The organism is Ensifer sp. GW101-20A05 (genome assembly GCF_059424735.1).
In genome coordinates this window covers 374,557-386,868 of the sequence record NZ_JBWKZT010000001.1, presented here as the reverse complement: position 1 = coordinate 386,868, position 12,312 = coordinate 374,557, and the positions used below count along the sequence as shown (strand labels likewise).

The 12,312-nt window shown below is 64.2% G+C and carries 15 protein-coding genes; 10 read left to right on the top strand and 5 right to left on the bottom strand.

Features of this window, described 5'->3' with window-relative positions; translation table 11 throughout:
• Positions 1-31 precede the first annotated feature (31 nt).
• The 4 genes from AC070A_RS02080 to AC070A_RS02065 all read left to right on the top strand — a co-directional run bounded on the left by AC070A_RS02080 (position 32) and on the right by AC070A_RS02065 (position 2,888).
• Complete coding sequence (locus tag AC070A_RS02080) at positions 32-436, top strand: winged helix-turn-helix transcriptional regulator (protein ID WP_058321302.1); 405 nt, start codon at positions 32-34, stop codon at positions 434-436.
• A gap of 370 nt (positions 437-806) precedes the next feature.
• Positions 807-2,087: an FAD-dependent oxidoreductase gene (locus AC070A_RS02075; RefSeq protein ID WP_113479406.1), complete on the top strand. Its 1,281-nt coding sequence runs from the start codon at positions 807-809 to the stop codon at positions 2,085-2,087.
• 55 nt (positions 2,088-2,142) lie between these two features.
• Positions 2,143-2,523 (top strand): VOC family protein, encoded by a 381-nt coding sequence (locus tag AC070A_RS02070; protein ID WP_113479407.1) that lies wholly within the window; start codon positions 2,143-2,145, stop codon positions 2,521-2,523.
• Complete coding sequence (locus tag AC070A_RS02065) at positions 2,523-2,888, top strand: NIPSNAP family protein (protein ID WP_112994510.1); 366 nt, start codon at positions 2,523-2,525, stop codon at positions 2,886-2,888. The genes AC070A_RS02070 and AC070A_RS02065 overlap by 1 nt, the downstream gene beginning before the upstream one ends.
• 61 nt (positions 2,889-2,949) lie before the next feature.
• Here the strand turns inward: AC070A_RS02065 and AC070A_RS02060 are convergent, their stop codons facing one another.
• Positions 2,950-3,669: an aspartate/glutamate racemase family protein gene (locus AC070A_RS02060; protein ID WP_082663464.1), complete on the bottom strand. Its 720-nt coding sequence runs from the start codon at positions 3,667-3,669 to the stop codon at positions 2,950-2,952.
• A 186-nt stretch (positions 3,670-3,855) separates the two neighbouring features.
• On the opposite strand from AC070A_RS02060, the gene AC070A_RS02055 reads away from it, so the two are divergent.
• From AC070A_RS02055 to AC070A_RS02045, 3 genes are all read left to right on the top strand, one after another.
• A complete protein-coding gene (locus tag AC070A_RS02055) occupies positions 3,856-4,320 on the top strand; it encodes an Lrp/AsnC family transcriptional regulator (protein WP_065374885.1) in 465 nt (154 codons plus the stop codon).
• A 6-nt stretch (positions 4,321-4,326) separates the two neighbouring features.
• Positions 4,327-4,920: an isochorismatase family protein gene (locus AC070A_RS02050; protein ID WP_113479408.1), complete on the top strand. Its 594-nt coding sequence runs from the start codon at positions 4,327-4,329 to the stop codon at positions 4,918-4,920.
• A 125-nt stretch (positions 4,921-5,045) separates the two neighbouring features.
• A complete protein-coding gene (locus AC070A_RS02045) occupies positions 5,046-6,314 on the top strand; it encodes an NAD(P)/FAD-dependent oxidoreductase (RefSeq protein WP_112994507.1) in 1,269 nt (422 codons plus the stop codon).
• A 78-nt stretch (positions 6,315-6,392) separates the two neighbouring features.
• Here AC070A_RS02045 and AC070A_RS02040 read toward each other — a convergent pair whose 3' ends face one another.
• Both AC070A_RS02040 and AC070A_RS02035 read right to left on the bottom strand, forming a co-directional pair.
• Positions 6,393-6,992, bottom strand: a complete 600-nt coding sequence (locus tag AC070A_RS02040) for a tetratricopeptide repeat protein (RefSeq protein ID WP_112994506.1) — start codon at positions 6,990-6,992, stop codon at positions 6,393-6,395.
• 48 nt (positions 6,993-7,040) lie between these two features.
• Positions 7,041-7,766, bottom strand: a complete 726-nt coding sequence (locus tag AC070A_RS02035; RefSeq protein WP_112994505.1) for a class I SAM-dependent methyltransferase — start codon at positions 7,764-7,766, stop codon at positions 7,041-7,043.
• A 270-nt stretch (positions 7,767-8,036) separates the two neighbouring features.
• Between AC070A_RS02035 and AC070A_RS02030 the strand changes: the two genes are divergently transcribed.
• Entirely contained in the window at positions 8,037-8,477 is a 441-nt protein-coding gene (locus AC070A_RS02030; RefSeq protein WP_112994504.1) for a hypothetical protein, read from the top strand.
• A 3-nt stretch (positions 8,478-8,480) separates the two neighbouring features.
• Entirely contained in the window at positions 8,481-9,713 is a 1,233-nt protein-coding gene (locus AC070A_RS02025; protein WP_113479409.1) for an HlyD family secretion protein, read from the top strand.
• Positions 9,714-10,098: 385 nt separating this feature from the next.
• On the opposite strand, the gene AC070A_RS02020 is transcribed toward AC070A_RS02025, so the two are convergent.
• The gene (locus AC070A_RS02020; protein WP_112994502.1) at positions 10,099-10,587 is read right to left on the bottom strand and encodes a GNAT family N-acetyltransferase; all 489 of its coding nucleotides are present in this window, start codon (positions 10,585-10,587) and stop codon (positions 10,099-10,101) included.
• A 154-nt stretch (positions 10,588-10,741) separates the two neighbouring features.
• Positions 10,742-11,173 carry a rhodanese-like domain-containing protein gene (locus tag AC070A_RS02015; RefSeq protein WP_112994501.1) on the bottom strand — a complete coding sequence of 144 codons (432 nt, stop codon included), beginning with the start codon at positions 11,171-11,173 and terminating at the stop codon, positions 10,742-10,744.
• Between the two features lie 86 nt (positions 11,174-11,259).
• Here AC070A_RS02015 and ftrA point away from each other — a divergent pair, with 86 nt between their 5' ends.
• Entirely contained in the window at positions 11,260-12,297 is a 1,038-nt protein-coding gene (gene ftrA, locus AC070A_RS02010) for a transcriptional regulator FtrA (RefSeq protein ID WP_375374106.1), read from the top strand.
• The last annotated feature ends 15 nt before the right edge of the window (positions 12,298-12,312 follow it).

The window sequence follows — 12,312 nt, the reverse complement described above, 5'->3', positions numbered from 1 at the left end:
TTCTGCTGTGGTTACAGGAAGGGTACCGCCTATGAACAAGCTGACCGGGGATGTGAAGGGCAAGCGCGTGGCCATCGTCTGCGGCGTTCCGATGGACATGGAGAACTGCCCGGTGCGCGACGTCATGGACAATATCGGCGGCAAGTGGAACTCGCTGATGATCCTGTCGCTGGCCGACGGTCCCTTGCGTTTCTCCCAGCTTCGCCGGCTCATCCCCGACATTTCCCAGCGCATGCTGACCCAGACGCTGCGCGACCTGCAGCGCGACGGCTACATCCACCGCACCGTCTACCCGACCCAGCCGCCGAGCGTGGAATATGCACTGACCGATCTCGGCCGCTCCCTGCTTGGCCTGCTCAAGCATTTCGTCGACTGGTCGTTGGAAAACCACGGAGCGATCCGCGCGGCACGCGAGGTGTACGACGCGGAGGCGTAGGGCTGTAGCAGCCGAATCCACCGCAGGGCTAGTCCGTTGCGCATGCGGCGCTCTCGTTGCGGGCCATCGCTAGCGGAGTTTGCCCCTCACCCTAGCCCTCTCCCCGCGGGCGGGGAGAGGGGACGTGGACGACGGCTGCGTTCCCGGCCGGGGCCTGCTGTCGAGAAGGTCGTGACTGAAAATCGTGAGGTGGAGCGAGCAGGTGCCACGGGTCTCCTTCGCCCCGCCTGCGGGGAGAAGGTGGCCGGCAGGCCGGATGAGGGGCGGTTGTGAGGCGCGACGCGCGACGTCGTGTCCTGTCTTGCAGACTTGCGCTAGCGCCTTGAATTTCCCTATAGTTTCGTCGACTTCCTACTCACCTCGGGGACCCATGAAGACACTTGATATCGGCATTGCGGGCGCTGGCCCGGCGGGGCTCGCGGCGGCGCTGATGTTGTCGCGGCAGGGGCATCGGGTGGAAATCCTCGAACGCTTCGACGTGGCCTCGCCGGTCGGTTCCGGCCTGATGCTGCAGCCGACGGGACTGACGGTGCTGAACGCGCTCGGCCTGCTGCCGTCCATGCTTGCCCTCGGCAGCCGGATCGACCGACTCTATGGCGCCGACGCAAAATCCGGCCGCACTGTTCTCGACGTGCGCTACGACGCAATTGCCGGTGGCCGCTTCGGGCTGGCGGTGCAGCGGGCGGCGCTTTTCAACACGCTGCATGATGCCGTGATCGCCGCCGGTTTGCCGGTTCGCACCGGCGTCACGCTCGCTGATGTTCGAATGGCCGGTGGCAAGGCCGTGCTTCTGGATGCAGAGCGGCGGGAGACGGGCGCCTATGATCTGGTGATCGACGCGAGCGGTGCGGGCTCGACGCTATCGGCCGGTTCCACTGTCGCGCCCAAGGTTCGCGAGCTCACCTATGGTGCCTTCTGGGCGACGCTCGACAGCGAAGGGCTCGTCCATGATCCTCACGCCCTGGTGCAGCGCTACGACCAGGCGCGGGTGATGATCGGCATCCTGCCGGCGGGCAGGGCGCGGGTCGGCGAGAAGGCGCGCGTCGCCTTCTTCTGGAGCCTGAGGGTCGCGGATGCGGACGCGGTGCGCATTGCCGGGCTTGAGCGCTGGAAGGCGCGTATCCTCGACTACTGGCCGGATTGTGCGCCCTTGCTCGATCAGGTCGCCGACTGGGAGCAACTGACGCTGGCGCGTTATGCGCATCGCACCATGCGCCCGCCCGTCTCCGGCCGTATCGCCTTCGTCGGCGACAGTGCCCATTCGACGAGCCCGCAGCTCGGGCAGGGGGCCAACATGGCGCTTCTCGACGTGGCGGCGCTGGCGCATGCGCTGGAGACCGCGCCGGATCTTGATTGCGCCCTTGCCACCTATGCTGCCGCGCGGCGCAATCATGTCGCGCTGTTCCAGCTTCTCTCGCTGGCCTTCACGCCGTTCTACCAGTCGGACTCGGCGCTGCTCGCCTGGCTGCGCGACCGGCTGGTCGCGACGATCGCCCGCACGCCGCCGATGCAGGCGCTGCTCGCCTCGATCGTCTCGGGCACGCTGATCGACCCCTTCGCGTCGGCCGGGCTTGCCGAATGCGATTGGCAGGCGTTGGGCGCGCGCCCGGACGGCCTGTTCCGGTCCGCCTCGGATGCGATTTCCGCCTGAGGCAGTCGGCGAATCCTGTAACGAGAGGGCCGGATGGAGGGATGGAGAAATTGCGATGACCGAAAGCGTGGCGGCCATACTGGTGCATGTTCCCGACACGGAAGCGGGACTCGCCTGGTATCAGCGTGCTTTCCCAACGGCCGAACGCCAATGGCTTCAGGCGTTCGACTTCGCCTATCTCAAGGTCGGCACGGTGGATCTCGAAATCGTTCAGGCGGACGAGAAGGTGGCGAGTGGTGCCGCAGGTTCCGTCGTCTACTGGGCGGTCGAGGACTTCGACCGGGCGCTTGCCCATTTCGAAGCGCTCGGCGCACCTCTCTATCGTGGACCGATGGCGATCCAGGAGGGGCTCTGGATGTGCCAGGTGCGCGATCCCTGGGGCAATTGCATCGGCCTTCGCGGTCCAAGATCTGGACACAAGGGAGAGGAAGCCTGATGCCGGATGGTCCCGTCACCTGTGAAATCCGCTACCGGCTCGCGCAGGGCCGGATGACGGAGTTCGATGCCTATGCCCAAACCTGGATGACGCTCATCGAGCGTCACGGCGGCACGCACCACGGCTATTTCATCCCGCGCGAAAAGCCCGAGGGCATCGGCACGAGCTTTCCGGGTGTCGGCGAGGAGGGCGCCGGCGATGTCGCCATCGCGCTCTTTACCCTTCCGGACGAGGCGGCTTACCGCCGCTATCGCCGTGACGTTGCCAGCGATCCGGACGGCATCGCTGCCAATACACGTTACGCGGACGATCCGCCGTTCATCAGCTACGAGCGCATCTTCCTGCAACCGCTGCCAAGAAAATGACTGGACGCAAAGCGGAGGGCGGATTGCCCGCCCTGCGTTTGCACCCGTTTCTCGGTTCTGTTCAGGCAGCCCGTGCCAGCGCGGCGTCCATCAGCGCGAACTCGACGGCGGCGTCCGCGTGGATCGCGGTGGAATCGAAGCCCGGCAGCGGCAGGGCCCTGGGGTCGAGGGTCAGGCAGATCTCGGTGCAGCCGAGGATGACGGCGTCCGCGCCTTCCGCCTCGGCCTTGTCGATCAGGTCGATCAACGCCCTGCGGGAAGAGCGCAGCACCTTGCCGGCGCAGAGTTCGTCAAAGATGACGTTGTGGACGAGCGTCCGGCCATCCGCGTCCGGCACCATGATGTCGATGCCGTGGCTCCGCATGCGCTCTGCGTAGAAGCCGTGCTCCATGGTATAGCGGGTGGCGAGCAGCAGCGGCTTGCGGCTGCCGGCGGCCTTGAGGCGAAGGGCCGTCTCGTCGATGATGTTGATCAGCGGGATGTCGACGGCCGCCTGCACCGCGTCTGCGATCAGGTGCATGGTGTTGGTGCAGATCAGCACGCAATCGGCGCCGGCCGCTTCCAGGCCGCGGGCGACATCGGCAAGCCGCTTGGCGGCATCATCCCAGCGGCCGGCCTTCTGCAGGTCGACGATCGACTGGAAGTCGACGGAGTGCAGCAGCACCTCGGCCGAATGCAGGGCGCCCAGACGCTCGCGAACGGCCTCGTTGACCATGCGATAATAGACTGCCGAGCTTTCGAAGCTCATGCCGCCGATAAGACCGATCTTGCGCATCGCCATTCCTCTTTCCCTTTATGGCGCGCCGGGGCACGCCGTTGTTCGATGGCCAGAACTATGCGGCCGAAGCCGCCGGAATGGTTCGCTTTGTTCGCGAGAGGAATGCCGTTCGGCGCGAAAAATTTGCGCATAGAGGTAAATTTGTGCAAATATATACGGCATTGAATCGCAATGGGTGGAGGGATCGGCGTGCTTGACGAGAGAGACAGGAAGCTGCTTGGGCTGTTGCAGCAGGATGCCAGCGTCGCGGTCGGCGAATTGGCAGAGCGGGTCAATCTTTCGCTTTCCGCCTGTTCGCGCCGCATCCAGCGGCTGGAGGAGGCAGGTTACATCGCCCGGCGCATCGTCGTGCTCGATCGCGAGCGCATGGGCGTGCCGACGACCGTCTTCGCGCTGATCAAGACGGCGCATCATTCGGACGAGTGGATCGAGACGTTCCGCCGCGCGATCAGCGATATCCCTGAAATCGTCGAGGCACATCGGTTGACGGGGAACTATGACTATATCGTCAAGGTCGTGCTGCCGCGCGTCGAGCACTACGACGTGGTCTACAAGCAGATCGTGCGAAAGGTGGAGCTCTTCGACGTTTCCGCCTCGATCTCGATGGAAATCCTGAAGAGCGGCACGGCGGTGCCGGTCGATTATGCGGAGTAAGAATCAATGACGGATGAGGCAAACGACGCGAGCATGGCGAACGAAGGCGACGTTGCCGATGCGCTTGTGGTGGTCGATGTTCAGCGCGCCTTCATCGCCGGACCGGAGGCGGTGCCCGGCCACGTCGACCTTCAGCGTGCCGTCGGTCTTCTGCTGAAAAAGGCTCGTGCGGCAGGCGTGCCGGTGATCTTCCTGCAGAATGACGGACCCGAGGGTGCCTCCGACGAGCCGGAGACCGACGGCTGGCAGCTCTTCTTTTCGGCGGAGGCGGAAGAGGCGGTGGTGCGCAAACTGAAGGACGACGGTTTCGATGGCACCGACCTTGAGGATCTGTTGCGGGAGCGAGAGATCGAAACGATCGCAATTTGCGGCATGCTCTCGGAGATGTGCCTGGCGGCGACGGCCCGCACGGCGATCGCCAAGGGCTTCACCGTGATCCTCGCCAACGACGCCCATGCCACCTATGACGTGCCGCCCGGTCCCGGCCGCTCGCCGATGGTGCCGGCGCGTCTGGCCGCGCGCGCGGCCGAATGGTCGCTCGGTGACGAGATCGTGCTGGTGGACGCGGCCGACGAGATCACCTTCGCGACAAGGCCTTGATCGCCGGCCGTTCTTGACTTTTTGCAAGGGTGACATGAGGTGGCTGCGCTTGTCCTTGCTGACCACAACCCCAATCTCGTGGCATGTCCAATAGAAGGCCGGCTGGGAGCCAGCTGGAAGCAAACATGCAGGACAGGCATCATGTGGTCGTCGTTGGCGGCGGGTTCGGCGGATTGCAGCTCGTCAAAGGGCTCGCCGGCGCGCCGGTTCGCATCACCCTCATCGACCGGCGTAACCACCATCTTTTCCAGCCCTTGCTCTATCAGGTGGCAACGACGCTGATCGCCACCTCGGAAATCGCCTGGCCGATCCGCAGCCTTTGGCGCGACCGGCCGGAGGTGACGACGCTGCTCGGCGAGGTGACGGATGTGGACGCGGCCGAAAAGGCGGTCGTTCTCAGGGACGGCAAGCGCATCGGCTACGATACGCTGGTGTTGGCGACCGGGGCGACGCATGCCTATTTCGGCCATGACGAATGGGAGCCCTTCGCCCCCGGCCTGAAGACGCTGGAGGACGCGACGACGATCCGCCGCCGCGTGCTGCTCGCCTTCGAGCGCGCCGAGCTGGAAGAGGATCCGGATGCCCGCGCAGCGCTCCTGACCTTCACCGTCATCGGTGCCGGCCCGACGGGCGTCGAGCTTGCCGGCATCATCGCCGAGATGGCGCATCGCACGCTTCCAGACGAATTTCGCCGCATCGATACGCGGCAAACGCGCGTGCTCCTGGTCGAGGCGGGTCCGCGCATTCTCGCTGCGTTCAGCGAGGATCTCTCGGCCTATGCGGTCAAGGAACTGGAGCGCCTCGGCGTCGAGGTTCGCACCGGCACGCCGGTGACATCCTGCACCGAAGAGGGCGTGATGATCGGCGAGGAATTCGTCGGCAGCCGCACGCTCGTCTGGGCCGCGGGCGTCCAGGCGTCACCCGCTGCCCGCTGGCTGGATATCACGGCTGACCGCGCCGGCCGGGCGATCGTCGGCGCCGATCTGACTGCGCCCGATCATCCCGATGTCTTCGTCATCGGCGACACGGCTTCGGTTACCTATGACGGCGGCAAGCCGGTGCCGGGCATTGCGCCCGCCGCCAAACAGCAGGGCGCCTATGTGGCCGACGTCATCCGCGCGCGGCTTGCCGGCGACAAACCGCCCGCCGATTTCCGCTACCGCCACCAGGGCAGCCTTGCCACCATCGGCCGCCGCGCCGCGATCATCGATTTCGGCCGGTTCAAGCTGAAGGGCGCGCTTGCCTGGTGGATCTGGGGCATCGCCCACATCTACTTCCTGATCGGCACGCGCAGCCGCTTCGCCGTCGCCTGGAGCTGGTTCTGGACCTATCTCAGCGGCCAGCACAGCGCCCGGCTGATCACCCAGAAGGAGACGCTGAAGGAGAAGGGGTAGGAGGGGGAAGCCAGCAAGTCGCTATGCTGGTGGCATACGGCTTTGACCCAGTATGCCCTCATGCGCTCGGCTATGGTCTTACTCTTCGCCAATGCGATCCAGGGCTTCCCCAATTATTTGGTTGGCTGGGTCCTGCTCGCTCCGCGTTTCCCAATGTAACGCCTGTTCCGGATCTTTCGGCATTCCCACGCCTTCGCGGTAGTGGCGTGCTAGAGACAATTGAGCGAGCGAGAACCCACCTTCTGCTGCCTTCTTAAGCCAGTGAACAGCGGCTTGGGTATCTTGCTCGATACCGAGACCGGTCTCGTACGATTGGGAAACGGCATATTGTGCGCTGGGATCACCTTGATCAGCTGCGCGTTTGAACCAGTGATACGCCTTGGAGTAGTCTTGTTCCACTCCGCGGCCATATGAGTATAGGGATCCCACCATGCTCTGTGCCGCAACATTGCCGCGCTCGGCCTCTGGCAGAGACTGGCGATATGCTTCTCGATATTCCGCTCGCCTGAACGCTTCGATCGCTTCTTTCATCCCAGCCGCCGCAAAGTCGCCACTACCCAGCCCCAGCCCGATGAGCGTCGCGACTGTTAGGAGCGCACTTGTCGCTGTCTTCCGGAAATTTTGCATGCGGATATCGTGCCTATGTTGAGCAAGGATTTTCAAATCAGCGCGAGACATTCTCGTCGCCCCGGAGGCGGCCAAGCGGCCGGCAACTCCGGCTGTGGACTACTTCTGCACCTTCACGATCAGGATCATCGGCCGGTCGACTTCTTCGGCAAGGGCGGGGATCTCCGCGATCTGCGCTTCCGTCGGCCGCCATTCCTGAACGTGGCGGATGGCAAAGCCCGTTGATATCAGCGTGTTGAGCGTCGTGCCTGTCGTGCGGTGGTGCTTGATCACGCCCTTCGCCAGCCAGTCGGTGGTGCGCGGTCCCTCGGCCGAATAGTGATCGACCGGCCAGGTGCGCTCGCCGTTCTCAAGCCGCCAGCCGGGATTGAGCGACGCCATATAGATCGGGTGCTCGATGGTGAAGACGAAATGCGCGCCGGGCACGAGCGCCCCATGGATGGTCGTGACGAGCCGGCCGAAATCCTCGACATAGTGGAAGACGAGCGAGCTATAGGCGAAGTCGAAGCTCTCTTCGGGGAGGTCGAGCTGGTCGAGGTCGGCGATCCGGTAGTCGATCGCCGGATCGGACGTATCGGTCCTGGCGCGGGCGATCATTTTTTCCGAGAGATCAAGTCCGAGCACCTGGGCCGCACCAGCCTCGCGGGCATAACGCGAAAACCAGCCGAAGCCGCAGCCGAGATCGACGACGCGTTTTCCCGACAGATCCGGCAATTGGGCGCGAATCGCCGGCCATTCGGCAGCGCCCGCAAGGCCATGCACCGAGCGTCCGAGCTGGCTGTAGCCTTCGAAGAATTCCGGCTTGTCGTAAATGTTCTGGGCCATATCGGTCTCCTTCGGGGCAATGGGCAAGAGCGCGGTCGTCTGCCGCGCGCGATAGGGCGAGCGGGCATCGTTTGCCGTTACCTTGGGAACAGCATGCCGGCAAGGATCCTGCTCGAAACCTCCGGCATTTCAAAGTGCTAGCGCGTTGATCTGATAGGGCGTCGAGCGCCGCAAGGTCAAGTTGCGGCTGAGGTGCAAGGTTTTACTTGTGTTTTTTGGGGGTGTGTTAATGTACGATTCTCTTGGTCCAGTCCGTTTTGTGGAGGCGTAATGTCCGAGGCCATCCATCCCACTGCAATCCATCATTTGCCGGCATTCATCACGGCGCCGGGACAAAGCGACGTCCTGTTCAACGTCGTCGTCGTCTTCATGATCCTGGCGATCTTCGCCCTCGGCACCTTCTATCTCAGGCTGCATTCGCTGCCGGAAACCATGGCGCACAAGAGCCACAAGGTTCAGTACGAGCTGGTGGCGGTGCTGGGGCTGATCTCGCTGCTCACGCACAACAACATCTTCTGGATCGCGGCGCTGATCCTGGCGCTGATCGACCTGCCGGACTTTTCGTCGCCGCTCTCGTCGATCTCCCGCTCCCTGGAGAGGATCGCCGGCAAGGTGGATGCATCAACTGAACCGGTGCCGGCCGAGCCCGAGCCGGTGGCGAGCCATCCGGCCGCGCCTGCAGATCAGCTGTCGGTGGAAGGGAAGGCCTGAGCCATGTTCGAATTCATGCTTTGCTCGATGCTGACGATCCTTCCTGACTATCTCTTCCGCCGCTATGTCCAGGGCAAGAGGTTCGGGCGGGAGATCACGCTCTATTCGGTGTGGTTCGAACTGCGCTGGGGCATCACCGCCTGCATCATCCTGACGATCTCGCTGATCACGCTGATCTTCTACTTCCACCCGTCGACGAAGAATGTCACCGCGGCGTTCCGCACGGTCGCAATCCTGCCGGAAGCCGGCGGGCGCGTTTCGGAGATCTATGCGACGCGCTTCGAGAAGGTGGAGGCCGGCCAGCCGTTGTTCAAGCTCGACAGCTCCGAACAGGAAGCCGCCGCTGAGGTTGCCCGCCGCCAGATTGCCGAAGTGGAAGCGGAGATCACCGTCGCTCGCACCGAGCTGGTCGCCGCCGATGGCGCGATCGTGGAAGCCCAGGCGGCCGTGCAACAGGCCCAGGACGAGTACGACACCCAGGTCGAACTCAACAAGCTGAACCCCAATGTCGTTGCACGGCGCGAGATCGAGCGCCGGCAGGTCAACCTCGAAGGGCGCAAGGGCGCACTCACCGCTGTCCTTTCCAACAAGCAGACGCTGGAGACGAAGCTCTCGTCGCTGCTGCCCTCGCAAAAGGCGAGCGCCGAGGCCGCCTTGAAGGAGGCGGAGATCGATATTAGCAAGACCACCGTGCGCGCCGGTGTGGCCGGCAGGGTGCAGCAGTTCGCACTCCGGGTCGGCGAGGTCGTCAATCCGCTTCTGCGGCCAGCAGGCGTTCTCGTCCCTGAAGACGCCGGCCGGGCGCGGCTGGTTGCCGGCTTCGGGCAGATCGAGGCGCAGGTGATGAAGGTCGGCATGATCGGCGAGGCAACCTGCATCGGCAAGCCCTTCACCATCATTCCCTTGGTCGTTACCGACGTGCAGGAGGTGATCGCCTCCGGCCAGGTGAGGGCGAGCGACCAGCTGATCGACGTCACCCAGATCTCGCAACCCGGTACACTGACTGTCGTCATGGAGCCGCTCTATCCCGGCGTGCTCGAGGACATTCCGCCCGGCAGCAGCTGCATCGCCAATGCCTATACCAACAGCCATGACGAGCTCGAGTCGCCCGATATCAGCACCGCCCGCTGGGCCTATCTGCACGTGGTCGACGCCGTGGGCCTCGTCCATGCGATGATCCTGCGCATGCAGGCTTTGATGCTGCCGGTGCAGACGCTGGTGCTCGGCGGGCATTGAGGGGGCGGCGTAGCCTCTGAGGTGCCCCTACGGCAGTCAATATAAGGGCCCCGACCGGAACTGGTCGGGGCCCTTTCTCTTTTCCTGTTCCTCAAATGAACTGAGCCTCCGCGGGGAACGGAGGCTCAGGCGCGCAATAAAAACAAATAAAGCAACTGCACGGCAATAAAAACGCAACCACACTACTCTTCCGGGGATTGTATGTTCGCGGTGTGCAATTACAGGTGCAGTGTGACAAAAGCGGGGTCTGAAATCAATCAAATTTAAGGAGCATTTGAGTAGTCAATTCGAGCTAGGCAGGGCCGCGCGGCGGCCTGCCCAAGCGGATTAGAAAGGCTTTGCCGGGGTTAGATGCCATTTTTGGGCCCCATGGCCAGGCTGATCGCTAGCTTTCGCCGCCATCCGCGGTGATCTCCACCGGCATCGTCCAGGGTTCCCAGATCGCGTCGTGGCTGCCGCCTTCGCGTCGGTAAAAACGCTTGGCGGCGTCGTTGGTCGCAAGCACGGTCCAGTTGATGCGCGGCGCGCCGATCCTGGCGGCGTGGCGCTTCAAAGCTGCGATCAATGCGGCGCCTCCGCCCGAGGAACGTGCTGTTTCATCAACGAAAAGTTCCTTCAGCACCAGGGTCGGCTTCAGATCGTAGGTCCACGGGATGACATAGTGTACGGCGATGCCGACTGCACGACCGCCGAGATCCGCGACGAGCACGCCGAAGCGCGGGTTATCGCCAAGCCCGTGTTCGATGAGATCCGCTTCGGTCACGAAAAATTTGTCGATGTAACCTTCGAAGATTGCAAGTCCGCGCATCAGCTCCAGCACATCAGTCACGTCGTGGCGTTCGAAGGGGCGGACGGTGAGGGGTGATGCGTTCATCTCGACATCTCGTGCAAGGGGGGTACCCGTTAGGTGTGGGTTACTGAAGGCCGGCGGGGACGCCGGCCTTGCTGCAGATTCTTTGGATAGCAACCCATTTAGGGACAATTATCCAGCGGTCCAAAGTGCGTAGCGATTTTGCGCTGACCGGCGCTCAGGCGGCGAGCAGGGCCTGCGCTTCGCCCGGTGCTGCCCCGGTGGCGAAGGCGAAGCCTTCATCTTCCCAGCCGGTGATGCCGCCGATCATGATCTTCACGGGGCGGCCGAGCCGCGCGAGCTTGAGCGCGGCCTGATCGGCGCCGTTGCAATGCGGGCCGGCGCAGTAGGCGACGAAGATGGTATCTTCGGGCCACTCGGCCATGCGCTCGGCGCTGATCTCGCGGTGGGGCAGGTGGATCGCGCCCGGCACGTGGCGGCGAGCGTAAGCCGCGTCCGAGCCGACCACATGCAAGAGCACGAAATCCTGCTGCCCGCTCCTCAGCGCATGGGCGACGTCGGCGCAGTCGGTCTCGACGCTGAGGCGCCCGGCGAAATGGGCAATGGCAATCTCGGGGGAAGCGGCGGGGGTTTCGGTGACGTAGCTCATCGGGGCTCTCCTTGGCTCGGTGCGTGTTGGCGAAGAGATATGTAGCAGCGCCTGAGGAGGGCTGGCAGTTGGCAACATTGCCATATATGCTCAAGATCATGCCAAAGTCGTTTTCCGCTACCCAATCGCTCCAAAATCCGCTCGTCGTGGCGCTCGCCTATGACGGGCTCTGCACCTTCGAGTTCGGCGTCGCCGTCGAGATGTTCGGCCTGCCGCGCCCGGAAATGGGCGAGGGCTGGTACCGCTTCGCCGTCGCCTCGGTCGATCCCGGCGAGCTCAGGGCAACCGGCGGCGTGCGCTTTGTGGCCGATGGCGGCATCGAGCTTCTGGCCGAGGCCGGCACGATCATCGTGCCCGGTTGGCGCGGAGCGGACCAACCTGTGCCGGAGGCAGTCTGCCAGGCGCTGCGGGATGCGCATGATCGTGGCGCGCGCGTCCTTTCCATCTGTTCCGGCGTCTTCGTGCTGGCGGCGGCAGGCCTGCTTTCGGGCCGGAGGGCGACGACCCACTGGCGCTATACCGACAAGCTTGGGGCGTTATATCCTGACATCGAGGTGGTGCCCGATGTGCTCTATGTCGATAGCGGGCAGGTGCTGACGTCTGCCGGCAGTGCCGCCGGCATCGACCTCTGCCTGCATCTGATCCGCCGCGATTTCGGCAGCGAGGCGGCCAACCGCGTGGCTCGCCGCCTGGTCGTGCCGCCGCACCGCGACGGCGGCCAGGCGCAGTTCATCGAGCGGGCGGTGCCTGATGTGCATGAGAGCGCCCGGCTCGGGCCCTTGCTCGATCGCATGCGCGAACGGTTGGGTGAAGACTTCTCGATCGCCGTGCTGGCAAAGGCGGCGGGCATGAGCGAGCGCACATTCCTTCGCCGCTTCGAGGCCGCGACCGGCACGACGCCGGCGCGCTGGCTTTTGAACGAGCGGCTTTCGCGCGCCCGGCAATTGCTGGAGGAAACCGCGCTCGGCATGGAGCAGGTGGCCGAAGCTTCCGGCTTCGGCTCGACCCAGACGCTGCGCCACCACTTCCGCCAGCAGCTTTCGACGACACCTGCCGCCTACCGCGCGGCGTTTGGGCGGATGGCGGGGCAGGCGGGTGTGCCTGCCGAGGTCGCCGCGGAGTGAACCGGACGCCTTCCC

Bases quoted from the DNA above. Each gene is read 5' to 3' on its own strand.
- AC070A_RS02030 (WP_112994504.1), top strand. From the start codon at position 8,037: ATGTCCGAGGCCATCCATCCCACTGCAATCCATCATTTGCCGGCATTC.
- AC070A_RS02050 (WP_113479408.1), top strand. From the start codon at position 4,327: ATGACGGATGAGGCAAACGACGCGAGCATGGCGAACGAAGGCGACGTT.
- AC070A_RS02075 (WP_113479406.1), top strand. From the start codon at position 807: ATGAAGACACTTGATATCGGCATTGCGGGCGCTGGCCCGGCGGGGCTC.
- AC070A_RS02015 (WP_112994501.1), bottom strand. From the start codon at position 11,173: ATGAGCTACGTCACCGAAACCCCCGCCGCTTCCCCCGAGATTGCCATT.
- AC070A_RS02040 (WP_112994506.1), bottom strand. From the start codon at position 6,992: ATGTCTCGCGCTGATTTGAAAATCCTTGCTCAACATAGGCACGATATC.
- AC070A_RS02080 (WP_058321302.1), top strand. From the start codon at position 32: ATGAACAAGCTGACCGGGGATGTGAAGGGCAAGCGCGTGGCCATCGTC.
- ftrA (WP_375374106.1), top strand. From the start codon at position 11,260: ATGCTCAAGATCATGCCAAAGTCGTTTTCCGCTACCCAATCGCTCCAA.
- AC070A_RS02025 (WP_113479409.1), top strand. From the start codon at position 8,481: ATGTTCGAATTCATGCTTTGCTCGATGCTGACGATCCTTCCTGACTAT.
- AC070A_RS02070 (WP_113479407.1), top strand. From the start codon at position 2,143: ATGACCGAAAGCGTGGCGGCCATACTGGTGCATGTTCCCGACACGGAA.
- AC070A_RS02020 (WP_112994502.1), bottom strand. From the start codon at position 10,587: ATGAACGCATCACCCCTCACCGTCCGCCCCTTCGAACGCCACGACGTG.
- AC070A_RS02045 (WP_112994507.1), top strand. From the start codon at position 5,046: ATGCAGGACAGGCATCATGTGGTCGTCGTTGGCGGCGGGTTCGGCGGA.
- AC070A_RS02060 (WP_082663464.1), bottom strand. From the start codon at position 3,669: ATGGCGATGCGCAAGATCGGTCTTATCGGCGGCATGAGCTTCGAAAGC.
- AC070A_RS02065 (WP_112994510.1), top strand. From the start codon at position 2,523: ATGCCGGATGGTCCCGTCACCTGTGAAATCCGCTACCGGCTCGCGCAG.
- AC070A_RS02035 (WP_112994505.1), bottom strand. From the start codon at position 7,766: ATGGCCCAGAACATTTACGACAAGCCGGAATTCTTCGAAGGCTACAGC.